General features: G+C 67.0%; 23 protein-coding genes. 9 read left to right on the top strand and 14 right to left on the bottom strand.

The window, feature by feature from the left end:
• Positions 1-122: 122 nt before the first annotated feature.
• The 8 genes from ACLBWL_RS15395 to ACLBWL_RS15360 form a co-directional block, all read right to left on the bottom strand.
• Positions 123-863 (bottom strand): lysophospholipid acyltransferase family protein, encoded by a 741-nt coding sequence (locus ACLBWL_RS15395; protein WP_447794529.1) that lies wholly within the window; start codon positions 861-863, stop codon positions 123-125.
• The gene (locus ACLBWL_RS15390; RefSeq protein ID WP_056047123.1) at positions 841-1,263 is read right to left on the bottom strand and encodes a Fur family transcriptional regulator; all 423 of its coding nucleotides are present in this window, start codon (positions 1,261-1,263) and stop codon (positions 841-843) included. Before ACLBWL_RS15390 ends, ACLBWL_RS15395 begins: the two co-directional genes overlap by 23 nt.
• Positions 1,264-1,337: 74 nt before the next feature.
• A complete protein-coding gene (locus ACLBWL_RS15385; RefSeq protein ID WP_447794527.1) occupies positions 1,338-1,826 on the bottom strand; it encodes a GNAT family N-acetyltransferase in 489 nt (162 codons plus the stop codon).
• On the bottom strand, positions 1,826-2,443 hold the full coding sequence (gene tsaB, locus ACLBWL_RS15380; RefSeq protein WP_447794525.1) for a tRNA (adenosine(37)-N6)-threonylcarbamoyltransferase complex dimerization subunit type 1 TsaB: 618 nt from the start codon (positions 2,441-2,443) through the stop codon (positions 1,826-1,828). Before tsaB ends, ACLBWL_RS15385 begins: the two co-directional genes overlap by 1 nt.
• Positions 2,444-2,563: 120 nt before the next feature.
• Entirely contained in the window at positions 2,564-3,157 is a 594-nt protein-coding gene (locus ACLBWL_RS15375; protein ID WP_447794523.1) for a malonic semialdehyde reductase, read from the bottom strand.
• A complete protein-coding gene (locus tag ACLBWL_RS15370; protein WP_187504735.1) occupies positions 3,157-3,729 on the bottom strand; it encodes a NifU family protein in 573 nt (190 codons plus the stop codon). Before ACLBWL_RS15370 ends, ACLBWL_RS15375 begins: the two co-directional genes overlap by 1 nt.
• A 178-nt stretch (positions 3,730-3,907) precedes the next feature.
• Positions 3,908-4,891, bottom strand: a complete 984-nt coding sequence (locus tag ACLBWL_RS15365; protein ID WP_447794521.1) for a patatin-like phospholipase family protein — start codon at positions 4,889-4,891, stop codon at positions 3,908-3,910.
• Between the two features lie 138 nt (positions 4,892-5,029).
• On the bottom strand, positions 5,030-5,893 hold the full coding sequence (locus ACLBWL_RS15360) for an aspartyl/asparaginyl beta-hydroxylase domain-containing protein (protein WP_447794519.1): 864 nt from the start codon (positions 5,891-5,893) through the stop codon (positions 5,030-5,032).
• Positions 5,894-6,039: 146 nt separating this feature from the next.
• Here ACLBWL_RS15360 and ACLBWL_RS15355 point away from each other — a divergent pair, with 146 nt between their 5' ends.
• From ACLBWL_RS15355 to ACLBWL_RS15345, 3 genes are all read left to right on the top strand, one after another.
• A complete protein-coding gene (locus tag ACLBWL_RS15355; RefSeq protein WP_447794517.1) occupies positions 6,040-8,955 on the top strand; it encodes a M16 family metallopeptidase in 2,916 nt (971 codons plus the stop codon).
• 383 nt (positions 8,956-9,338) lie between these two features.
• Positions 9,339-10,655, top strand: a complete 1,317-nt coding sequence (gene miaB, locus ACLBWL_RS15350) for a tRNA (N6-isopentenyl adenosine(37)-C2)-methylthiotransferase MiaB (RefSeq protein ID WP_447794515.1) — start codon at positions 9,339-9,341, stop codon at positions 10,653-10,655.
• Positions 10,656-11,078: 423 nt separating this feature from the next.
• Positions 11,079-12,086: a PhoH family protein gene (locus ACLBWL_RS15345; RefSeq protein WP_447794513.1), complete on the top strand. Its 1,008-nt coding sequence runs from the start codon at positions 11,079-11,081 to the stop codon at positions 12,084-12,086.
• 115 nt (positions 12,087-12,201) lie between these two features.
• Here ACLBWL_RS15345 and wrbA read toward each other — a convergent pair whose 3' ends face one another.
• Both wrbA and ACLBWL_RS15335 read right to left on the bottom strand, forming a co-directional pair.
• On the bottom strand, positions 12,202-12,804 hold the full coding sequence (gene wrbA / locus ACLBWL_RS15340) for an NAD(P)H:quinone oxidoreductase (protein WP_447794511.1): 603 nt from the start codon (positions 12,802-12,804) through the stop codon (positions 12,202-12,204).
• A 170-nt stretch (positions 12,805-12,974) separates the two neighbouring features.
• The gene (locus tag ACLBWL_RS15335) at positions 12,975-13,694 is read right to left on the bottom strand and encodes a pirin family protein (protein ID WP_447794510.1); all 720 of its coding nucleotides are present in this window, start codon (positions 13,692-13,694) and stop codon (positions 12,975-12,977) included.
• Positions 13,695-13,939: 245 nt separating this feature from the next.
• Between ACLBWL_RS15335 and ACLBWL_RS15330 the strand changes: the two genes are divergently transcribed.
• From ACLBWL_RS15330 to ACLBWL_RS15315, 4 genes are all read left to right on the top strand, one after another.
• Entirely contained in the window at positions 13,940-14,830 is an 891-nt protein-coding gene (locus ACLBWL_RS15330) for a LysR substrate-binding domain-containing protein (protein WP_447794508.1), read from the top strand.
• A gap of 72 nt (positions 14,831-14,902) precedes the next feature.
• A complete protein-coding gene (ybeY, locus tag ACLBWL_RS15325; protein ID WP_447794506.1) occupies positions 14,903-15,412 on the top strand; it encodes an rRNA maturation RNase YbeY in 510 nt (169 codons plus the stop codon).
• Between the two features lie 8 nt (positions 15,413-15,420).
• Positions 15,421-16,320, top strand: coding sequence for a hemolysin family protein (locus tag ACLBWL_RS15320; protein WP_447794504.1), 900 nt, complete (start codon positions 15,421-15,423; stop codon positions 16,318-16,320).
• A gap of 215 nt (positions 16,321-16,535) precedes the next feature.
• On the top strand, positions 16,536-17,864 hold the full coding sequence (locus ACLBWL_RS15315; RefSeq protein ID WP_447794503.1) for a PQQ-dependent sugar dehydrogenase: 1,329 nt from the start codon (positions 16,536-16,538) through the stop codon (positions 17,862-17,864).
• A 214-nt stretch (positions 17,865-18,078) separates the two neighbouring features.
• Here the strand turns inward: ACLBWL_RS15315 and ACLBWL_RS15310 are convergent, their stop codons facing one another.
• Together ACLBWL_RS15310 and ACLBWL_RS15305 are read right to left on the bottom strand one after the other, a co-directional pair.
• Positions 18,079-18,276, bottom strand: coding sequence for a putative signal transducing protein (locus ACLBWL_RS15310; protein WP_447794501.1), 198 nt, complete (start codon positions 18,274-18,276; stop codon positions 18,079-18,081).
• Entirely contained in the window at positions 18,273-18,833 is a 561-nt protein-coding gene (locus tag ACLBWL_RS15305; RefSeq protein WP_447794500.1) for a pyridoxamine 5'-phosphate oxidase family protein, read from the bottom strand. The genes ACLBWL_RS15310 and ACLBWL_RS15305 overlap by 4 nt, the downstream gene beginning before the upstream one ends.
• A gap of 49 nt (positions 18,834-18,882) precedes the next feature.
• Here ACLBWL_RS15305 and ACLBWL_RS15300 point away from each other — a divergent pair, with 49 nt between their 5' ends.
• On the top strand, positions 18,883-19,128 hold the full coding sequence (locus ACLBWL_RS15300; RefSeq protein WP_447794499.1) for a type II toxin-antitoxin system CcdA family antitoxin: 246 nt from the start codon (positions 18,883-18,885) through the stop codon (positions 19,126-19,128).
• Positions 19,129-19,419, top strand: a complete 291-nt coding sequence (locus ACLBWL_RS15295) for a CcdB family protein (RefSeq protein WP_447794497.1) — start codon at positions 19,129-19,131, stop codon at positions 19,417-19,419.
• Here the strand turns inward: ACLBWL_RS15295 and tldD are convergent.
• Together tldD and ACLBWL_RS15285 are read right to left on the bottom strand one after the other, a co-directional pair.
• Complete coding sequence (gene tldD, locus ACLBWL_RS15290) at positions 19,416-20,843, bottom strand: metalloprotease TldD (RefSeq protein ID WP_447794495.1); 1,428 nt, start codon at positions 20,841-20,843, stop codon at positions 19,416-19,418. The two genes, ACLBWL_RS15295 and tldD, sit on opposite strands and share 4 nt — an antisense overlap.
• An 18-nt stretch (positions 20,844-20,861) precedes the next feature.
• Positions 20,862-21,095, bottom strand: a complete 234-nt coding sequence (locus ACLBWL_RS15285) for a zinc-finger domain-containing protein (protein ID WP_031393477.1) — start codon at positions 21,093-21,095, stop codon at positions 20,862-20,864.
• Positions 21,096-21,160 lie beyond the last annotated feature (65 nt).

Below are 21,160 nucleotides of genomic sequence, written 5' to 3'. Positions count from 1 at the left end.
CCCGGCCTTCGCCGGGGTGGTGTTGATCTACTGGGGCAGGACTGGCCCCGCCCCCGTGTTCTCCCGCGAAGGCGGGAGCCCCGTCTGGGTCCCCGCCTTCGCGGGGAAACGGTTTGCGCTGCTTAGAGCGCTTCCATTCGGCGCCTTGCTTCGGCTGCGATGGCCTTTCGATCACCAAACTCCGCCGGATAGAACGGCTCGGCGAAGTGGAGCGTCGCGACGAACGTCCCCCGGCGCTTCAGAACGCGCGCGGCGTGGTGCTGGCCTGGTTCGTCACCGACCCACGCCAATTCGCTCGTCGCAGCGCCGTAATCGATCCGCACCGGCTGTACCCGAACCCCAGGCGGTGGCGGATCGAGCGCAGCGAGGAGCGCGGCCTTGAAGGGAAGGAGCGTGGTACCGTCCCCCGTCGTCCCCTCGGGAAACAACGTCACCGGCCAGTCCGCCGCTAGCGCGTCGCGGATCTGCGCGATCTGGGCGGTCACCGCCATGCGGTCGCCACGGCTGACGAAGATGGTGTGGTTCAGCGTGCACAGCCAGCCGACCAACGGCGCGCTGCGGAGCTCGGATTTCGCCACGAACGCGCTGCCGGTAGCGCCGGACAGCAGCAGGATGTCGATCCAGCTCAAATGATTGGAGACGAAGACGACGTCGTGACGCAGCGGTGCTCCGACAACGCGCACGCGCGCGCCAACGATGCGGGCGACCAGCCCCAGAAACCGCGGCGGCCAGGGCGACTTCCGCCCGAACATTCGCCACGTGCCGTGCAGCGCCAGCGCGATCCCCAGCGCCAGCAGCAAAGCCGCCAACCGCGCGCCAAGGCGGATCCGGCCGATCGCGTCAGTCCTTGCGGGTAAGCGCAACGCCGTAGAGTTCCATGCGGTGATCGACCAGCCGGAAGCCGAGCTTCTCCGCGATCGCCTTCTGCAACTGCTCGAGTTCGGGGTCGACGAATTCGATCACCTTGCCGCTCTCGACGTCGATCAGGTGATCGTGATGCGCCTCAGGGGCGGGCTCATAGCGCGCGCGGCCGTCGCCGAAATCGTGGCGGTCGAGGATGCCGGCTTCCTCGAACAACCGCACAGTGCGGTAGACGGTTGCGATCGAGATGCCGGGGTCGATCTGCGACGCGCGCTCATAGACCTTCTCGACGTCGGGATGGTCGTCCGCCTCGGACAGCACGCGCGCGATGACGCGGCGCTGCTCGGTGATGCGCAGGCCCTTCTCGTTGCAGAGTGCTTCCAGATCGATCTTGCGCGGCATGTGTCATTCCCTCGTTGAGTGCCATGTAGGGCCTCCGCGCTGTTGCGAAAAGGGATAGTGACTCGCAATAAGCCTTAACCGTTGATAACTCGCGAATAGGTATGGGCATCATAAGCGACGCCGGTCTTGCCGCGATAATAGGCGCGGCGCTCGCCGACCTTGGTGAAGCCGTGCGCGCCGTACATCTTGACCGCGTCGTTGTTGGCGCGGACTTCGAGGTGGAGTTTTGCGATATTGCCGGCCGAGCATTCCGCGATCGCCGCGCGGAGGAGCGCGTTGCCGACCCCGCGACGACGATGATCGGGGGCTACCGCGATCAGCAACAGTTCGGCTTCATCGGCGACCGAGCGCGTCATCGTGAAGCCGGCAGGGACATCGTCGACGAACGCGAGCGTCAGGTGGACGCCGGTCAGCGCAAGCACGCCGAGGCACTGGCTGCGCGTCCATGCCTCGCCATAGCGCGGGTCGAACGCCTCGGTCATCAGCGCGTCGACGATCGCGAGATCGCGTGCGTCGCCGATGCGGAGAGTGACGGTGCGGGCCGCAGCCTGACGGGTGGCCATTATTTCGGGACCGACGGTTTGGCGTCGGGCGCGCGGCCGTAGATCGGGCTCGGCGGCAGCGCGGTCAGCGCCCCGGGGAGCAGGATCGCGGAGGCTGCGTCGGGGAGCGCCTCGGTCAGGTCGATCGTGTCGTCGAGCGCGGCGAGCCAGCGGACGCCGTTGCCGACCGCGCGCCGTCCGGCCAGCGCGGCAAGCGCGGCGTCGGGCTTCAGCGATACCATGTCGGATCGCGGCGACAGATCGGCGGCAAAGGCCTGCATGAAGACCTCGCCATGGCCCCCTTCCATGATCACCGCAATATCGTGGGTTGGTCGCTCGGAAAAAGCGGCCGCGGCGATGAGGGGGAGTGAGGAAAAGCCGGCGATCTCCGCGCCCCAGCCGAGCGCCAGGCCGCGGGCGGCGGCGATGCCGACGCGAACGCCGGTGAAGCTGCCAGGGCCGCAGTCGACGATGATACGGTCCGCGCAGCCGCCGTTGGGGAGCTCGGCGATCATCGGGATGAGACGCTCGGCATGGCCGCGGCCGACCACGTCATGCTCGCGCGCAAGGAGCGCGCCGTCCTCGATGAGGGCGACCGAGCAGGCGGTGGTGGATGTTTCGATGACTAAGGTGCGCATGACTTCTTACCCTCTCCCCCCAGGGGAGAGGGCAGGGTGAGGGGCGCCGCGAGCGCTGCCCTTCCCAACTGCCCCTCACCCCGACCCTCTCCCCGCAGGGGAGAGGGAGCAGGTCCCGCTTCAGGCTATCGTGTTGAACTTCGCGAAGTCGGGACGCGGCGAGCGTCCGAAAATAGTCGCGGGATCGCCGTGGCCGAGCGTCGAGATGAAGTTGGTCCGCACCGCCGGCGTATCGTGGAAGAACGCCGCATCGACCTTGCCCGCATCGAACCCCGACATCGGCCCGGTATCGAGCCCGAGCATCCGCGCGGCGATGATGAAATACGCGCCCTGCAACGACGAGTTGCGGAACGCCGAGGCCTCGCGCAGTTCGGCATTGCCGTCGAACCACGACTTGGCGTCGGCGTGCGGGAACAGCTCGGGGAGGTGTTCGTGGAAATTGGTGTCCATGCCGATGATCACCGACACCGGGGCGTTCAGGATCTTGGGCTTGTTCTGCGCGCTACACGCATCCGCGAGCTTCTGCTTGGCCTCGTCGCTGGCAACCCAGATCAGCCGCGCGGGAAGCTGGTTGGCGGACGTCGGGCCCCACTTCATCAGGTCCCAGATCGCGTGCAGTTCGCTCTCGGCCACGGGCTCGTCGGTATAGCCGTTATAGGTACGGGCTTCGCGGAAGACGGTGTCGAGGACGGTATCGTCGAGTTTCTGACGCATCAGACGGCTCTCACTTCGGTGACTTCGGGGACATAGTATTTCAGCAGCTGCTCGATGCCGTTCTTGAGCGTGGCGCTCGACGACGGGCACCCCGCGCAGGCGCCCTGGAGCTGGAGGAACACCTTGCCCTTGTCGAAGCCGCGATAGACGATGTCGCCGCCGTCGTTGGCCACCGCGGGACGGACGCGCGTGTCGATCAGTTCGCGGATCTGCGCGACGATGTCGGCGTCTGCTGGATCATCGGACAGCGCGGGCTCGTCCGACGGCACCGAGAAGCCGGCGCGCGCGGGCTTGAACAGCGGCATCGCGGCGGAGAAGTGATCGAGCAGGATCGCGAGCACGTCGGGCTTCAGGTCCGACCAGGCGACGCCCGGCGCGGCGGTCACGGACACGAAATCACGGCCGAAGAACACGCCGGTGACGTCGCCGAGGTTGAAGATCGCCTCGGCCAGAGGACTGGTCTCGGCCTCCTCGGGGGTGGCGAAGTCGCGCGTGCCGGCGTCCATGACGGCGCGTCCCGGCAGGAACTTCAACGTCGAGGGGTTCGGGGTGGATTCCGTTTCGATGAGCATGAACCGCATGTGGCCCGACGGGGGCGGAGGATCAAGCGGGGAACGAGAAACGGTTTCTTTCCGACGCCGAGCGCAGCGTTCCCTCTGCACCAGGCACACTGCCGCTATTGGCCAAACGCGGCCCGCCCCCTCGAAACCCGGTGCCGGACAGCGCCAGGACGCGATCGGTAGCGAAGGATCACTTCGTCTTTAGTTTGGTGGCCCAGCGGTCGAGCACGTCCTTGTGTTCGGCGATCCACGCGACCGCCAGCTTCGTCAGTTCGGTGAGATGCTCCGGGCTTGCATCGTCGAGCCCGCCGCCATTGGGCGACAACGTGAAGTCGGCGCGATCGTAATGCGCCGTGCCCACCAGCCGCTCGGCCTGATACGAGATCGTGCTGGACCCAGCCTGCATCAGGATCGAGACGATCGGCACGCGGCGGAACGGATTGACCCAGCCGAAGATCGACCAATGTCCCGCGGATTTGTACGGGCGATCGGAGCTGCCCGTGCTCAGCGACAGGATTTCGAGATCGCCGATGTCCCAGCCGAGCTTGGGCGCCTCGGTGATCGCCGCGATCGTCGGGTCGTTGGCAAAGACTCCGCCATCGACGAGAAGAAGCTCGGGCATGGCCTTGGTCGACCCGACCGCCGCCGTCGCCGGGATCGCGGCGGGCGGAAAGAACGTCGGTGCCGCCGAGGTCGCACGCGCGGCGATATGCAGGGGGAACGTGCGCTGCGGGTCCTTGTCCGCGGCATTATAGCCCGGACCGCCGGCCATGAAGACCGCCTCGCGCCCGAGCAGGTCGTAGGCCGGAATAACGATGTTGGTCAGCGCATCGCGCGTGGTCGCGGTCGTCCCGATCCGCTCTGCCAGGATCTTCTCGAGCGGCCGGGCGCTGTAGGGAAACCCCGGCAGGCGCCGCGACAGGCCGAGTATGTGCGGAAATATCCGCTTGCCGTCGTTGCGATACAGGTCGGCGAGGTCGCGCGCCGTGCACGCCGCCTGCTTGGGATCGTGCCGGCTCGGCGCGGTGAGCCCGGCCGCGATGATACCGCCGGTCGAGGTGCCGGCGATCAGATCGAAACAGCTGTGCAGCGGTCGCCCGACCCGTTGCTCCAGATTGGCGAGGATCAGCGCGGGGATGAGCCCGCGGATGCCGCCGCCGTCGATCGTCAGCATGTATCTCGGTGTCGCACGATCGTTGCCCACGATGCCCACTCCCACTGTTCGGGCGAGCGTAGCAGCAGACGGGAGGACGTGGTGGGAAGACCGGTCCGGATTGGTTCGAGTCCGAAACGATCGGACCCGCCCGAAGCGTCACCCCCCGCGCTGGTTCACTGCGGCGTTCCAGAGGCTGATGTTGCGGATCACGTCCTGGACGAAGGCGGAGCGGCGGACGGTTCTGAGGAACAGGTCGGCGATCCACTTGCCGGGATTGCGCAACGGTCGTTCGACCTGGATCAGCAGGACGACGCGGGTGCCGGACGTGTCGTTCCACACCTCGTGCCGATAGGTGTCGTCGAACACCAACGTCTCGCCTTCGGCCCAGCGGACGGTGCGGTCATGGACCCGCATGCGGGCGTCGCCGTCGCGCGGGACGATCAGGCCGAGGTGGCAGGTGAGGAGCCCCTTGGTCACGCCGCGATGCTCGGGGATATGCGTGCCGGGCGCGAGGATCGAGAAGAACGCGCTGTTGAGGCCGGGAATCCGGGCGACCGCCGCCGCGGTCTGCGGGCAGCGCGCAATATTGTCCTCGATCGGATAGCCATAGCCGTAGAGAAAGAACGAGCGCCATTTGTCGACCTTGGCGATCGCACGGTGATCGGGCGAGATCGTCGCGAGGCTGGGCGATGCGTCGCCCCGCAACGCGACCGTGCGGGCCTCGTCGCGGATCGCAGCCCAGTTCTCGCGCAGGACCGCGGTCCAGGCGAAGTCGCGGACGTCGAGCACCGGGTCGTTGGCGACCAGCGACGACGCGGCGATCATCCGGTCGAACACGCCGCGCAACTGCTTGCCGACGCGGATGGTCAGCGGACGGTTGGCGTCCGCCACCATCGGCGCGCCGGGCTTTGGCGCCCCCGAGATCACGGTTAGATCGGGCACGCGGGCGCCGCGCCGCGCGCCCGGCTCGCCCAAATCCCGCCATATTGAAGACCGTTCCAGCTTCGCTTCGACCGACATCTTGACCCTGTATACCGGCGCGCCGCGACGCCGATCCCCTTGCTCCGCCACGACATACGCCGGGTGTTGGACGAAATGATGGCATTGGGGCGACGGTACGCGGGGTGACGCTGGCGATGCGCTCGCGGGGGCGCTACAGATGCGCCATGGTGTCCTTCCCGCGCTTGTATCGCGCCCCCGTCCTGATCCCCCTCATTCTCGGCCTCGCGATCCCCGCGAGCGGGCAGATGGCGACTCAGCCGGCTGCGGCCCCCGCCCCCACGTCCGCCAAGGAAGCGCCGACGCTGCCCGAACTGCCGGGGATCGATACGACCGCGTGGCTCTACAAGGGCAGCGATCTCACCCGCGACCCCGAGTGGAAGTTCGGCACGCTCCCCAACGGCATGCGGTTCGCGGTGCGCAAGAACGGCGTACCGCCCGGCCAGGTTTCGGTGCGCGTGCGGATCGATGCCGGCTCGCTCAACGAGACCGACAGCGAACGCGGATTCGCGCATTTCATCGAGCATCTGACCTTCCGCGGGTCGGAATACGTCCCCGACGGCGAGGCCAAGCGCGTCTGGCAGCGGTTCGGCGCGACCTTCGGCTCGGACACCAACGCGCAGACCACGCCGACCTCGACCACCTTCAAACTCGATCTGCCGTCGGCGACCGAAGCGGGGCTCGACGAGAGCCTGAAGATCATGTCCGGCATGATGGAAAAGCCGACGATCACCGACGCGTCGGTCGCCGCCGAGCGCCCCGTCGTGCTCGCCGAACAGCGCGAGCAGCCGGGCCCGCAGGTGCGGTTCGGCGATGCGATCCGCGCGACCTTCTTCGCCGGGCAGCCGCTCGCGGATCGCTCGCCGATCGGCAACATCAAGACGCTGGAGGCCGCGACCGGCGCCACCGTCAAGGCATTCCACGATCGCTGGTATCGGCCCGAGAACACCGTCGTCATCATCTCGGGCGACATGGATCAGGCGCTGTTCGGACGGTTGATCGTCAAGAACTTCGCCGACTGGAAGCGCACCGACCCGTTCACCCCGGCGCCCGATTTCGGCAAGCCGGATCCCAAGGCGCCGGTCGCGGCGTCGATCGCCGAACCGGCGATCCCCGCGGTGGTCACGCTCGGTGTGGTCCGCCCGTGGGTGTACAAGGACGACACCGCGATCATGAACCAGAAGCGGCTGGTCGACGTGCTCGCCACCCGCCTCATCAGCCGCCGCCTCGAAACACGCGCGCGGGCGGGCGGCAGCTTCCTGCAAGCCGGCGTGTCGATCGACGACGTCTCGCGCTCGGCGAACCTGACGAGCGTCAACATCGTACCGATCGGGACCGACTGGGAAGCCGCGTTGAAGGACGTCCGCGCGGTGATCGCCGACGCCCAGACCAATGCGCCGAGCCAGGCCGAAGTCGACCGCGAATATGCCGATTTCGACACGATCATGCGCACCGACGTCGAGACCAAGCGGGTCGAGGCGGGGTCGAAGCAGGCCGACGACATGGTCGGCGCGCTCGACATCCGCGAGACGGTGGCCGGGCCGGAAACCTCGTACAAGATTTTGCAGGACGCCAAGGCGAAGGGCATGTTCACGCCCGCCACCTTGCTCGCGTCGAGCAAGGCGATCTTCGAAGGCACCGCGACGCGCGCGCTGGTGAACACGCAGACGCCCGATGCCGGGGCGGCGGCAAAGCTCGCGACCGCGTTGAAGGCCGACGTCTCGGGACTGGCGGGCAAGCGGCGCGCGCAGGCCGCAGTCGATTTCTCGAAGCTGCCGTCGCTCGGCAAGCCGGGCGTCGTCGCAAGCCGCGAGAAGATCGCCGCGTTCGACATGGAGCAGGTGAATTTCGCCAACGGGACGCGCGTGCTGCTGTTCCCGAACACCGGCGAAACCGGGCGCGTCTATGTGCGCGTGCGGTTCGGCGGCGGCTATACCGCGATCCCGTCGACCCGACCGACGCCGGCCTGGGCAGGCGATCTCGCGCTGGTCGCGGGCGGCATCGGCAAGCTCGACCAGGGCGATCTCGACCAGCTGACCGCGGGACGTCGGATCGGGCTCGATTTCGGGATCGACGACGACGCCTTCACGCTGAGCGCGATCACCTCGCCGGCGGATTATTCCGATCAGTTGCGGCTGATGGCGTCGAAGCTCGCCTTCCCGGCGTGGGATCCGGCACCCGTCGCCCGCGCCCGCATTGCGGCGCTGGCCGGTTTTGCGGGCTATGACTCGTCGCCCGACGGCGTGTTGTCGCGTGACCTCGAAGGCCTGTTGCGCGCGGGCGACCCGCGCTGGGGCACGCCGTCCAAGGCGACCGTCGAGGCGCTGAACGCGAAGGACTTCCGCGCGTTCTGGGAGCCGATCCTGCAGACCGGACCGGTCGAGGTCTCGATCTTCGGCGACGTGAAGACCGAAGAGGCGATCGCCGCGGTCGCCAGGACGTTCGGCGCGATGAAGCCGCGCGCGGCGGTGTCGACGGTCGGCGCGCCGGTCGGTTTCCCGGCGCACAACACGACGCCGGTGATGCGCGCGCATACCGGCCCCGAGAACCAGGCGGCCGCCGTGATCGCGTGGCCGACCGGCGGCGGGATCGACAACATCGTCGAGTCGCGGCGCCTCGACGTGCTGGCGCAGGTGTTCAGCGACCGGCTGTTCGAGCGACTGCGGCAGGCGGCGGGCGCGAGCTACAGCCCGAACGTGTCGAGCCAGTGGCCGGTCGGGATGACCACCGGTGGGCGGATCGTGGCGATCGGCCAGGTCGCACCCGAGAAGGTGGCGTTCTTCTTCCAGATCGCGCGGCAGATCGCCGCCGAACTGGTGTCGACGCCGATCCCGGCGGACGAGCTCGACCGGATCAGGAAGCCGATGGGGCAGTATATCCTGCGCGCCTCTACCGGGAACCAGTTCTGGCTGCAACAGCTCGGCGGCGCGACGTTCGATCCGCGGCGGATCGCGGCGACGCAGCGGATCGCGAGCGATCTGGTGGCGACGACGCCCGCCGACCTCCAGGCGACCGCCGCGAAGTACCTGCGGCCGGAGAAGGACTGGACGATGGCGGTGGTGCCGGCGGCCGTGAAGAAGTGACCCCGTAATCCCTCTCCCCCACGGGGAGAGGGAGGGAGGCGCCGCTTGGCGACGGAAGGGTGAGGGGCTTTGGGGCGAACGGTCCGAGCCTCACGCCCCTCACCCTCCCACCTGCAAGAGCATGCGGGCCCCTCCCTCTCCCCGAGGGGAGAGGGGTATGTATGAGCACACATCGTTTGGCCCTAGTCCCTCTCCCCCACGGGGAGAGGGAGGGAGATGCCGCTTGGCGACGGAAGGGTGAGGGGCGTTGGGGCGAACGGTCTGAGCCTCACGCCCCTCACCCTCCCACCTGCAAGAGCATGCGGGCCCCTCCCTCTCCCCGACGGGAGAGGGGTGTAAGCGCCCCCTCCCCCCGCCCGCACAAATTTGGTACGGCCCCCAGCATGTCCCCTCCCAAAACCTTCCACGTAAAGTCGTTCGGCTGTCAGATGAACGTCTACGACGGCGAGCGCATGGCCGAGCTGATGGCCGCGCAGGGCCTGACGCAAGCCGACGCGGTCGACGCCGACGTCGTCGTCCTCAACACGTGTCACATTCGCGAGCGCGCCACCGAGAAGGTCTATTCGGACATCGGCCGGCTGCGGAAGGACCAGCGCCGCAAATCGGGCAAGACGCCGATGATCGCGGTCGCCGGCTGCGTCGCGCAGGCCGAGGGCGAGGAGATATTCACCCGCGCCAAGGTCGATATCGTCGTCGGCCCGCAAGCCTATCACAACCTGCCCGACCTCGTCGCGAAGGCCGCCGCGGGCACCCCCTCGCTCGACACCGACATGCCGCTGCTGTCGAAGTTCGGCGCGCTCCCCGCCCGGCGCAAGGTCGCGCCCTCGGCGTTCCTCACCGTGCAGGAAGGGTGCGACAAGTTCTGCACCTATTGCGTCGTCCCCTACACGAGAGGCGCCGAGATCAGCCGGCCGTTCGCCGCGATCGTCGATGAGGCGAAGGCGCTAGTCGATGCCGGCGCGCGCGAGATCACATTGCTCGGCCAGAACGTCAACGCCTGGTCCGAGAATGAGCGCGGTCTGCACGACCTGATCCGCGACCTCGATCGCATCCCAGGTCTCGCGCGGATCCGCTATACCACCAGCCACCCCAACGACATGACCCAAGGCCTGATCGACGCACACCGGGACATCGAGAGCCTGATGCCGTTCCTCCATCTGCCCGTGCAGTCCGGCAGCGACCGCGTGCTGAAGGCGATGAACCGGTCGCACACGCGCGACTCTTATCTCCGCCTGCTCGACCGGGTCCGCGAAGTCCGCCCCGACATCGCGCTATCGGGCGACTTCATCGTCGGCTTCCCCGGCGAGACTGACGCCGAGTTCGAGGACACGCTGAGCCTGGTCGACGCGGTAGGCTACGCGCAGGCGTACAGCTTCAAATACAGCCCCCGCCCCGGCACGCCCGCCGCCTCGATCGTCGAGCAGGTGCCGGAATCGGCGATGGACGAGCGCCTGCAACGTCTCCAGGCCGCACTCAACCGCGACCAGCACGCCTTCAACGCCACCACCGTGGGGCGGACGTGCCCGGTCCTGCTGGAGCGCACGGGGAAACTCCCCGGCCAGTTGATCGGCAAGTCCCCCTGGCTGCAATCGGTCCACCTGATCGGCGACCACGCGATCGGGGACTTGGTCGAGGTAACGCTGGCGGCTGCCGGACCCAACTCCCTGACCGGCGTGGAGCGCGTCCACGAGGCGGCTTAGTTCGCCACTTCCCCACCCCTACCACCCCGGCGGAGGCCGGGGCCCAATTGGGGAACGGAAATAACGACGGACGGTCCCTGATTACTTCGACCTTTCCAATTGGGCCCCGGCCTTCGCCGGGGTGGCACAGGTTTTGGTTCGATTACCGCGCCATACGCGACATTTCGCTCATTTACATGCGCCAACCTGAGGCTTTCAGGCAACGCCTCCCGGCCTTCCCGCAAACCCCAAAAGATTCCCCTGTCCTCCGTTCCGGTCCCCTGTCACACTCGCCGGCGATGCAGTTGCGCCCGCGCGATCCGATGCTCTTCCACACCGCCGTCGCGGCGCTGGTTGAAGGTCGTCGCCCCGCTCCTCATCTTCCTTCCAGAGGTTACGGTTCGACGCTTCCAGGCGTAGCCTTTGACACCCCGAAAGGACCGTATGAGCCGTAAACCCGTTCCCGCCCAGTCCGGTGACCGTGCCCGTGTCGAGCTGCTGTTCGACAAGCCCCAATTGCTCGTCCGGCTGTTCGGCCAGTACGACCAGAACCTGGTAGCGCTCGAGAATCGCCTCGGCGTCTACATCACCGCACGAGGGAACAAGATCGGGCTGGAGGGGACCGCCGAACAGGTCGCCAAGGCGCGCGACGTGCTCCACGATCTCTACGCCCGCATCCAGCGCGGTGAAGACGTCGACACCGGCCTGGTCGACGCGTCGATCGCGATGGCGGACGAGCCCGTGCTCGCCGGCATCATCCGCGCCGATGCGGGCGGCGGCGGCGCCCCGCCGATCATGATCCGGACGCGGAAGAAGACGATCGTGCCGCGTACCCCGGCACAGGCGCACTACATGCGCGAGCTGGCCAACAACGACATGATCTTCGCGCTCGGGCCAGCGGGCACGGGCAAGACCTACGTGGCCGTCGCGCAAGCGGTGCAGCAGCTCATCACCGGCAGCGTCCAGCGGCTGATCCTCTCGCGCCCCGCGGTCGAAGCCGGCGAGCGGCTGGGCTTCCTGCCCGGCGACATGAAGGAGAAGGTCGATCCGTATCTGCGGCCCTTGTACGACGCGCTGTACGATTGCCTGCCCGCGGAACAGGTCGAGCGCCGCATCGCGAGCGGCGAGATCGAGGTCGCGCCGATCGCCTTCATGCGCGGCCGCACGCTGGCCGACGCGTTCGTGATCCTCGACGAGGCACAGAACACGACGCCGGCGCAGATGAAGATGTTTCTGACTCGCTTCGGCCAAAACAGCCGGATGGTGATCTGCGGCGATCCGAAGCAGGTGGATATTCCGGGCGGAGTCGCGGCGTCGGGGCTGGGCGATGCGGTCCGACGGCTGGAGGGGATCGAGAGCATCTCGATGTGCCGCTTCACCGTCGGCGACGTCGTCCGTCATCCGATCGTCGGGCGGGTGGTCGAGGCGTATGAGGGCAAGGACGAGGCATAACGTGAGCGAAAACCCCTCCCTTCAGGGGGGGCAGGGGGTGGGGCCTCGCCACGCGCGCAGCGTCGGTGGATAGGCCCCACCCCAACCCTCCCCTGAAGGGGAGGGAGATTTTAGGTCAGGCTGCGAGCTTCGCCGCGGTCTCGGCGATGCGTTTGCCCTGATAGCGGGCGCCATCGAGTTCCGCGGGGCTCGGCATGCGGCTGCCGTCGCCGTCCGAGATCGTCGTCGCGCCGTAGGGCGAACCGCCCTTGACCGCGTCGACGCCCATCTGCGCCTGGAAGCCATAGTCGAGCCCGACGATCGTCATGCCGTGGTGCAGCAGGTTGGTCAGGATCGAAAACAGCGTCGTCTCCTGACCGCCATGCTGGCTGGCGGTCGAGGTGAACGCGCCGCCGACCTTGCCGACCAGCGCGCCCGAGAACCACTGCGCGCCGGTCGTGTCCCAGAACTGCGCCATCTGCGCGGGCATCCGGCCGAAGCGCGTCGGCGCACCGACGATGATCGCGTCATAGTTGACCAGCGCGTCGGGGCCTTCGATCTCGGCATGCGCGGTGTCGGTCTTGAAGTGTGCGGCCTCGACCACCGCCTGCGGTGCGGTTTCGGCGACGCGGCGGATGTCGACGTCGGCACCACCGGCCCGCGCGCCTTCAGCGACCGCGTCGGCCATCTGCTCGATATGGCCGTAGGACGAGTAATAGAGCACGAGAACCTTGGTCATATGTGTTTCCTTCTAGGCTCCCCCTCCCGCAAGCGGGAGGGGGCTGGGGGGTGGGCGCCCGGCTTCGGCAAGCGATCCGGGCTGAAAGCGTATCGTCGGCTACCGTATCTTTCGAGGTGAGCGCGAGCCCACCCCCTGCCCCCTCCCGCGAGCGGGAAGGGAAAGAAGCCTTACTCCGAGTCGACCAGAACGATCTCGGCATCATCCTGTGCCGTGATCGTGACGGTCTGGCCGCCGAGCAGCGCCGCACCGTCGCGCGCGCTGAACGCTTCGTCGCCGATCGTGATCGCCCCGGTGGCGGGGACCAGATAGACGTGACGTCCGTCCTCGATCGCATAGTCGACGCTGTCGCCGGCCTTCAGCGTCGCCGCCAGCACGCGGGCGTTGGCGCGGATCGGCAGCGCGTCGCCGTCGCCCTCGAACCCGCTGGCGAGAGTCACGAACTGGCCAGACCGCTCGCCCTTGGGGAACGGCTTGGCGCCCCAGCTTGGCGAGCCGCCCTTGCGCGATGGCTCGATCCAGATCTGGAAGATCGTCGTCGTCTCGGGCTCGAGGTTGTATTCGGCATGCCGCACGCCGGTGCCCGCGCTCATCACCTGGACGTCGCCCGCCTCGGTACGGCCCTTGTTGCCGAGCGAATCCTGGTGCGTGATCGCACCGGAGCGGACATAGGTGATGATCTCCATGTCCTGATGCGGATGCGGCGGGAAGCCGGAGTTGGCGGCGATCTGGTCGTCGTTCCACACCCGGATCGCGCCCCAACCCATCCGGGCCGGATCATAATAGCTCGCGAACGAGAAATGATGGCGCGCGTTCAGCCAGCCGTGATCGGCATGGCCGAGGCTTTCGAAGGGGCGGCGGTCTACTTTAGCAAAGGTCGTGGTCGTCATGGGATGTCTCCACTGGTTGGTCCCAAGATAGGGGCGCCAATCACGCCGTAAATAGAAACGCTGGAAACCGATCGTTTCGGTGCTAGCGTGACGATCAGCATGTAAGCCTCCCCGCCAGGGGGAGGTGGCGCCAAAGGCGTCGGAGGGGGAGGACACGCAACAGATGTCGTCGTTACCTCCCCCTCCGTCTGGCAAAAGCCAGCCACCTCCCCCTGGCGGGGGAGGATTCAGTAAAGGAGCCCCCCATGCGCCTGCCCGATCTCGAAGCCTGGGCGATTTTCGCCAGCGTCGTCGAGCACAAGTCGTTCAGCGCCGCCGCCGATGCGATCGGCCTGAGCAAGGCGACCGTCTCCAAGGCGATTACCCGGCTGGAGGCGCATCTCGGCCAGTCGCTGTTCCACCGCACCTCGCGCAGGCTCGCGCTGACCGAGGCGGGCAAGCCGCTCGCCGAACATGCCGCGCGCATTCTGGCCGAAGCGCGGCTCGCGGAGGAATCGGCCAACGACGCGGCCAGCGCCCCGACCGGCCGCGTTCGGCTTGCCGCACCGATGAGCTTCGGGATCACCAACGTCGCGCCGTTGCTCGCCGAGTTTCTCACCGCGCATCCCGGCATCGAAGTCGACCTGCATCTGTCTGACGCGCGCGTCGATATCGTCGCGGAAGGGTTCGACGTCGCGTTGCGGATCGCCGAACTGCCCGACAGCTCGCTCCGCGCGCGTCGACTGTGCACGATCCAGGCGCATCTCGTCGCGGCGCCGCGCTATCTGGCGACGCACGGAACGCCGACCCATCCGGCGCAGCTCGGCGAGCATAAGCTGTTCGGCTATTCGAATGTCGTCGGGCCGTGGCGCTTTCACGGCCCCGGCGGTGGCGAGGTGTCGGTACGCGCACAGGGCCCGCTGACCGCCAACAGCGGCGAGGCGATCCTCCCATCGCTGATCGCCGGCCTCGGCATCGCACGGCTGCCCGAGTTCATCGTCAGTGCGCATCTTGCCAGCGGTGCGCTCGTGACGATCCTCGACGACTGGGCACCCGCCCCGATCGGGCTTCACCTGCTGACACCGCCCAGCCCGCTGCGTCCGGCCAGAGTCGAGGCGCTGATCGATTTTCTCGCCGGCCGCCTGCGGGATCGATGATAAACGCGCTGGTGCGGAACTTCCGTTCGCGGGTAATGATTTCGCCCTGACGATCTCGCCTGAAGGACCTGCATGCTCGAAATCGCGCTCTCTTCCGACGCCCCCTGGCCTGAGCAGGACTGGGACGCGCTCGCTCTGCGCGCAGCGACCGCGGCGATCGAGCGGACCCCGCACGGCGAACTGCTGACCGGCGCAGCCACCGTCGAAATCTCGATCCGCCTCGCCTCCGACGACGAGGTCCACACGCTCAACAGACAATACCGGCAGAAGGACAAGCCGACCAACGTCCTGTCCTTTCCGATGGTGCAGCCCGACCTGCTGAACACGATGAGCCAGAATTCCGACGACGGCGAGGTGTTGCTCGGCGACATCATCCTCGCGCACGGCGTCTGCGTCGCGGAGGCGGCAGAGCGCGGCATTTCGGTCGAGGATCACGCGATGCATCTGATGGTGCACGGCACGCTGCATCTGCTAGGCTATGACCATATCGACGACGACGAGGCCGAGGGCATGGAGCAGATCGAGCGCGACGCGCTTTCCGCACTTGGTCTACACGACCCCTATCTCATCACAGAGGACTGACGACCACGATGGCCGATGGCCCCAATGCCGGAAACGGCGATAGTACCGACAGTATCTGGCGCGGGCTGAAGAGCCTGATCTTCGGTGCTCAAGACGAATCACTGCGCGACCAGCTCGAGGATGCGATCGACCGGCACGAGGGCGATCCCGCCCCCGATGCGAAAGGTGATCTCACGCCGCTGGAGCGCCAGATGGTCCGCAACCTGCTCCACTTCAGCGAGCGCGATGCCGGCGACGTCGGCGTGCCGCGCGCGGACATCATCGCGGTCGAGGAAGGCACGCCGTTCGCCGATCTGGTGAAGCTGTTCGCCGAAGCCGGGCACAGCCGCCTGCCGGTGTACCGCGACAACCTCGATACGATCATCGGCATGGTCCACATCAAGGACGTCTTCAACATCCTCGCGACTGGCGCCGAGCATCCCGCGTCGATCGCCGGGCTGATCCGCGAGCCGCTCTACGCGCCGATGTCGCGCGGTGCGCTCGATCTGCTCGCGGACATGCGGCAGAAGCATGTCCACCTGACGATCGTGCTCGACGAATATTCGGGCACCGAGGGGCTCGTCACGTTCGAGGACCTGATCGAGGAGATCGTCGGCGATATCGAGGACGAGCATGACGATGCGCCACAGGTGCTGATGACGCCGATCGAGGGTGGCGCCTGGGACGTCGACGCGCGCGCCGAACTGGAGGACGCCGCCGAACTGATCGATCCGCGGCTGGCGGAAGTCGACGGCGACATCGACACGCTCGGCGGGCTCGCGGCGCTGCTCGCCGGGCATGTGCCGCAGATCGGCGAGTGCATCGACCACCCCAGCGGCTGGAAGCTCGAGGTCATCGAAGCCGACGAACGCCGCATCAACCGCTTACGGTTGCACCCGCCGGTCGCGCCGGTCGAGGATGACGATTGACGTCACGACCCTCCCCGCCAGGGGGGAGGGTCGCTCCCCTCGACCGCCCCTCACCCGTCATCCCAGCGAACGCTGGGATCTCCCGGTTCAGGCGCCCACCCCTGCCTCACAGATATCCCAGCTTTCGCTGGGATGACGGACGCGGCGGGCATTGGGATGACGGCGAGCTTGCCGTGGCCATTGCCCCGGCCCTCTCGCCCCCCTAATCTCCCCCGATGCGCAAACACATCCTCATCGTCCTGGGCCTGATCGTGCTCGTGATCGCCGCGGGCGTCACGTATCTCGCCTGGCCCGACACCGCCAAATTGTCGGTCGATCAGGTCGCCGGCAAGCTGCCCAAGATCACCGATCCCCGCGTCCAGACGATCCCGACCGTCAAGGTCGCCAAGGTCGTCGGCTGGCAGAACGGCGCGATGCCGACGCCCGCCGCCGGCTTGGCGGTGAAGCCGTTCGCGACCGGGCTCGATCATCCGCGCTGGATGTACCGCCTGCCCAATGGCGACGTGCTGGTAGCGGAAACCAACTCGCCCCCGCGCGAGGGCGGCGGGATCACCGGCTGGGTGATGAAGGTGTTGATGGGCCGCGCCGGTGCGGGCGTGCCGTCGGCCAACCGGATCACGCTGCTGCGCGACGCGAACGGCGACGGCGTGGCGGAGACGAAGTCGGTGTTCATGACCGGCCTCAACTCGCCGTTCGGTATGACCCTGCTCGACGGCCAGCTCTATATCGGCAACACCGACGCGCTGGTCCGCGTGCCTTATGTCGACGGCCAGACGAAGATCACCGCCAAGCCCGAGCTCGTCATCAAGCTCAATCCCGGCGGCAATCACTGGGCGCGCAACGTCATCACCGCGGCGGATGGCAAGACGCTCTACGTCGGCGTCGGATCGTCCTCGAACATCGCCGAGAACGGCATGGACGCCGAGAAATACCGCGCCAACATCCTGCAGGTTTGGCCGAAGGACAAGAACTGGCGGATCTACGCGGCCGGCCTGCGCAACCCGAACGGCATGGCGATCAATCCCAAGTCGGGCGGGCTGTGGACCGTCGTCAACGAGCGCGACATGCTCGGCTCCGACCTTGCGCCGGATTACCTGACTCAGGTCGAGTTCGGCGATAATTTCGGCTGGCCCTGGTATTATTGGGGCGGCTATCCCGACGACCGGGTCGAGCCGAAGAACCCCGCGCTCCAGCAATATGCGAAGCGTCCCGATTTCGCGCTCGGTCCGCACGTCGCCGCGCTCGGCCTGACCTTCTCCGCCGACGCCAAGCTGGGCGACAAGTTCGCCAACGGCGCGTTCGTCGGCGAGCACGGCTCGTGGAACCGCAAGCCGGTATCGGGCTACAAGGTCGTCTACGTGCCGTTCGGCGACACCGGCTTCCCGGCAGCGAACGCCAAGCCGATCGACGTGCTGAGCGGATTCCTCAACAAGGACGGCGATGCGCAGGGTCGCCCGGTCGGCGTCATCACCGACAAGACCGGCGCCCTGCTGGTCGCGGACGACGTCGGCAATGCGATCTGGCGGGTTAGCGCTGGGGGCTGATCTTGGCGGAGGGCGGCCGAGACGCCGCCCTCCGATACGCTGGTAATTGGCGCGGGCGATCCCAACTTGTCGTCATCCCCGCGGAAGCGGGGACCCATATGCTCAAAGGTTGTCGATTAGCTCGCGAGCTTTGCCAGTATGGGTTCCCGCCTGCGCGGGAATGACGATCCGGGGGCTAGGTCGGCGGTTTCCTGCCAGCGCCTAACGCACTCGCTCACCCCGCCAAAAGCCCCCTAGCCTCTTCTAGATCGTCCTCGTCGACCATCACGCGGACCGGGATCAGCAACCAGCTCCCCTCCATGATCGACATCCCACCATCGAACGCGATCGCCGGGATGCCTTCGCTCTCGAGCCGCCCGACGATGATATGCGCCTCGTTGCGGCCGTACCGCCCCAGTTCGACGAGGCTCATTCTCCGGCACAGTCCGGCAACACGGTCGCGACTCGTACCGGCAGCCCGTCGATGCTCGTGGTCCGCCCCGCCCATTTCGCCAGCCGCTCGGTCCCCGTCTGCGCTGCGTGATATTTCGACAGCGTCTGGCGCTCGCGGTCCAAAGTCATGAACGGCACGCCCCAACCGCAACTCGTCTGCACCTCGTCGACTTCGATCACGAAGATCTGCCGCGTCCCCGGCAGCGGCGTGAACTGTCCATACAGGTTGTCCCAGCCGTCATCCTGCGGCAACACCGCGCGGCCCGTGCCATAAATGCGGAAGATCAGCGCCGGCTGGTCGAACGCGCAGAACATGATCGTGATGCGCCCGTCCGCGCCCAGATGCGCGTTGGTCTCGTTCCCCGACCCGCCGACGTCGAGATACGCGACCGTCTTCGGATCGAGTACGCGAAAGCTGTCCATGCCCTTGGGACTGAGATTGATCCGCGCGCCCTCGGCGGCCGTCGCTACGAAAAACACCGGCTGGCGGGCAACGAACGCGCGGTGATCGTCGGTGAGTGCGGAGAAGAATTCCATCGATCGGCTCCGAATTGACGCGCACTCTGCCTGCGCATAGGCTGTGCGCATGAAACATGATCCCATTGCCACCGGCAAGCGCAAATCGGTCAATATGTCGCTGGATACCGGCATCGTAGCGGCGGCACGGGAGGCAGGGCTCAACCTCTCCCAGATCAGCGAACACGCTATCAGGCACGCAACGAAAGTCGAACAGGAGCGGCGCTGGAAGGAAGAAAATCGCGAGGCGATCGAGGACTGGAACCACTGGTACGAAAAGAACGGCGATCCGCTCGCGCATCTGCGGCCGCTCTGATTGGCACAGTTCGACGTTTACCGCGTTCGCGGCAACGTGCTGGTGATCGATTGCCAGTCTGATCTTCTGGCTGATTTGCCGACCCGCTTCGTGGTGCCGCTTCGCCCGATCGACACCGTCGCACTCAAGAGGCTGACGCCGACCTTCGTTATCGACGGCGCGGCACTGACCATGATCACGCCGCTAGCGCGGGCGATCGATGTCTGCGATATCGAAGATACCGTCACTACACTCGACGCAGCACAGTTCGAGATCAAGGCTGCGCTCGATATGTTGATCTCCGGGTTTTAAGCCGCCGTCCCCCCGACCGTAAGCCCGTCGACCAGCAATGTAGGCTGCCCGACGCCAGCCGGCACCGACTGCCCTCCCTTGCCGCAGATCCCGATACCTTCGTCGAGCGCGAAGTCGTTGCCGATCCCGCGGACCTTGGTCAGCGAACTCGGGCCGTCGCCGATCAGCGTCGCGCCCTTGATCGGGGCGCCGAGCTTGCCGTCCTCGATCAGATACGCCTCGGTGCAGCTGAACACGAACTTGCCCGAGACGATGTCGACCTGCCCGCCACCGAACGCCTTGGCGAAAATGCCCTTCTTCACGCGCGACAGAAGCTCGGCGGGATCGTCGTTGCCCGCCTTCATGAAGGTGTTGGTCATCCGCGGCATCGGTGCGTGCGCGTAGCTCTCGCGACGACCGTTGCCGGTTGCCTCGACGCCCATCAGCCGCGCGTTGAGGCGGTCCTGCATATACCCCTTGAGGATGCCGTCCTCGATCAGCACGGTCTCGCGCGTCGGCGTGCCCTCGTCGTCGATCGTCAGCGATCCGCGGCGATCCTGGAGCGATCCGTCGTCGACCACCGTCACGCCCGGCGCCGCAACGCGCTCGCCGATCCGGCCTGAGAAGGCCGACGTGCCCTTGCGGTTGAAGTCGCCTTCGAGACCATGACCGATCGCCTCGTGCAGCAGGATGCCGGGCCAGCCATTGCCGAGCAGCACGGTCATCTCACCTGCCGGGGCAGCAATCGAGTCGAGGTTTACCAGCGCTTGCGACAAGGCCTCGTCGATCGCGCGGTTGTACGTCACCGGCTCGAACAGGTCGTTGTAGAGATAGCGGCCGCCGATCCCGTAGCTGCCCGTTTCACGACGGCCATTCTGTTCGGCGACGATCGATACGTTGAGGCGCACCAGGGGCCGCACATCGGTCGCGACGAAACCGTCCGCGCGGACGATCTCGACCACCGACCATGTCCCCGACAGGCTGACCGACACCTGCGCGACGCGCGGATCGCGGGCGCGGGCGGCGGCGTCGATCGTCTGGCAAAGGTTCACCTTGTCGGCGAATGGTACGAGGTCGAGCGGGTCGGCGGCGGTGTAGCGGTGGCGGTTGGTGCCCTGCGGCGGACCGGCCTTCGCGGCGACCCCCGGCTCGATCAGCGCCATCGTCTCGGCGGCGCGACGGATTGCGGCGGGGGTCATCTCGTTCGAATGCGCGAACGCCGTCATCTCGCCCGAGACGGCGCGCAGGCCAAAGCCCGAACTCGTGTCGTAGGAGGCGGTCTTCAGCCGGCCGTCGTCGAAACCGAACGCCTCGGCCTTGCGATACTGGAGATACAGCTCGCCGTCGTCAGCCCTGCCGAGCGCCTTGGCGGTCAGTGCCTGCGCCTGTTCGGGATCCAGGGTATCGCGGTAGAGGAACGAACGGGGGTCTGCTGCTATCGTCATCCGATAGATATAAGCGGCTTAGCGCCCTGCGCCATCCCCGTGATCACGCAAAGTCGACTGGTCCGCGCCATCGGCAGCACCGCCGACCAGGATGAAGCGGCGGTCGCAATAACCGCAATCGACGTATCCCGTCTCGTCGATCTGCAACCAGACGCGCGGATGGCCGAGTGCCGCACCGCCGGGAATGTCGGTGGCGCCATCGCAGGCGACGCGGGCGTGGGTGACGCGGGTGGTTTCGAGCGGCGGATGCATGAGGGCGCGATAGCAAGCGCGCGCGGGCCGGGCAATTGGTTCTTCCGTCTCCCCCCACTCAACTG

The sequence above is a fragment of the Sphingomonas sp. M1A8_2b genome (assembly GCF_053345535.1).
The sequence above is the reverse complement of the archived record's forward strand: the minus strand, read 5'-3'. Positions and strand labels throughout refer to the sequence as shown.

Coding starts and splice junctions, on each gene's coding strand:
- ACLBWL_RS15390 (WP_056047123.1), bottom strand. CDS start 1,263: ATGCCGCGCAAGATCGATCTGGAAGCACTCTGCAACGAGAAGGGCCTG.
- ACLBWL_RS15385 (WP_447794527.1), bottom strand. CDS start 1,826: ATGGCCACCCGTCAGGCTGCGGCCCGCACCGTCACTCTCCGCATCGGC.
- tsaB (WP_447794525.1), bottom strand. CDS start 2,443: ATGCGCACCTTAGTCATCGAAACATCCACCACCGCCTGCTCGGTCGCC.
- ACLBWL_RS15375 (WP_447794523.1), bottom strand. CDS start 3,157: ATGCGTCAGAAACTCGACGATACCGTCCTCGACACCGTCTTCCGCGAA.
- ACLBWL_RS15370 (WP_187504735.1), bottom strand. CDS start 3,729: ATGCTCATCGAAACGGAATCCACCCCGAACCCCTCGACGTTGAAGTTC.
- ACLBWL_RS15365 (WP_447794521.1), bottom strand. CDS start 4,891: ATGCTGACGATCGACGGCGGCGGCATCCGCGGGCTCATCCCCGCGCTG.
- ACLBWL_RS15360 (WP_447794519.1), bottom strand. CDS start 5,893: ATGTCGGTCGAAGCGAAGCTGGAACGGTCTTCAATATGGCGGGATTTG.
- ACLBWL_RS15355 (WP_447794517.1), top strand. CDS start 6,040: ATGGTGTCCTTCCCGCGCTTGTATCGCGCCCCCGTCCTGATCCCCCTC.
- miaB (WP_447794515.1), top strand. CDS start 9,339: ATGTCCCCTCCCAAAACCTTCCACGTAAAGTCGTTCGGCTGTCAGATG.
- ACLBWL_RS15345 (WP_447794513.1), top strand. CDS start 11,079: ATGAGCCGTAAACCCGTTCCCGCCCAGTCCGGTGACCGTGCCCGTGTC.
- wrbA (WP_447794511.1), bottom strand. CDS start 12,804: ATGACCAAGGTTCTCGTGCTCTATTACTCGTCCTACGGCCATATCGAG.
- ACLBWL_RS15335 (WP_447794510.1), bottom strand. CDS start 13,694: ATGACGACCACGACCTTTGCTAAAGTAGACCGCCGCCCCTTCGAAAGC.
- ACLBWL_RS15330 (WP_447794508.1), top strand. CDS start 13,940: ATGCGCCTGCCCGATCTCGAAGCCTGGGCGATTTTCGCCAGCGTCGTC.
- ybeY (WP_447794506.1), top strand. CDS start 14,903: ATGCTCGAAATCGCGCTCTCTTCCGACGCCCCCTGGCCTGAGCAGGAC.
- ACLBWL_RS15320 (WP_447794504.1), top strand. CDS start 15,421: ATGGCCGATGGCCCCAATGCCGGAAACGGCGATAGTACCGACAGTATC.
- ACLBWL_RS15315 (WP_447794503.1), top strand. CDS start 16,536: ATGCGCAAACACATCCTCATCGTCCTGGGCCTGATCGTGCTCGTGATC.
- ACLBWL_RS15310 (WP_447794501.1), bottom strand. CDS start 18,276: ATGAGCCTCGTCGAACTGGGGCGGTACGGCCGCAACGAGGCGCATATC.
- ACLBWL_RS15305 (WP_447794500.1), bottom strand. CDS start 18,833: ATGGAATTCTTCTCCGCACTCACCGACGATCACCGCGCGTTCGTTGCC.
- ACLBWL_RS15300 (WP_447794499.1), top strand. CDS start 18,883: ATGAAACATGATCCCATTGCCACCGGCAAGCGCAAATCGGTCAATATG.
- tldD (WP_447794495.1), bottom strand. CDS start 20,843: ATGACGATAGCAGCAGACCCCCGTTCGTTCCTCTACCGCGATACCCTG.
- ACLBWL_RS15285 (WP_031393477.1), bottom strand. CDS start 21,095: ATGCATCCGCCGCTCGAAACCACCCGCGTCACCCACGCCCGCGTCGCC.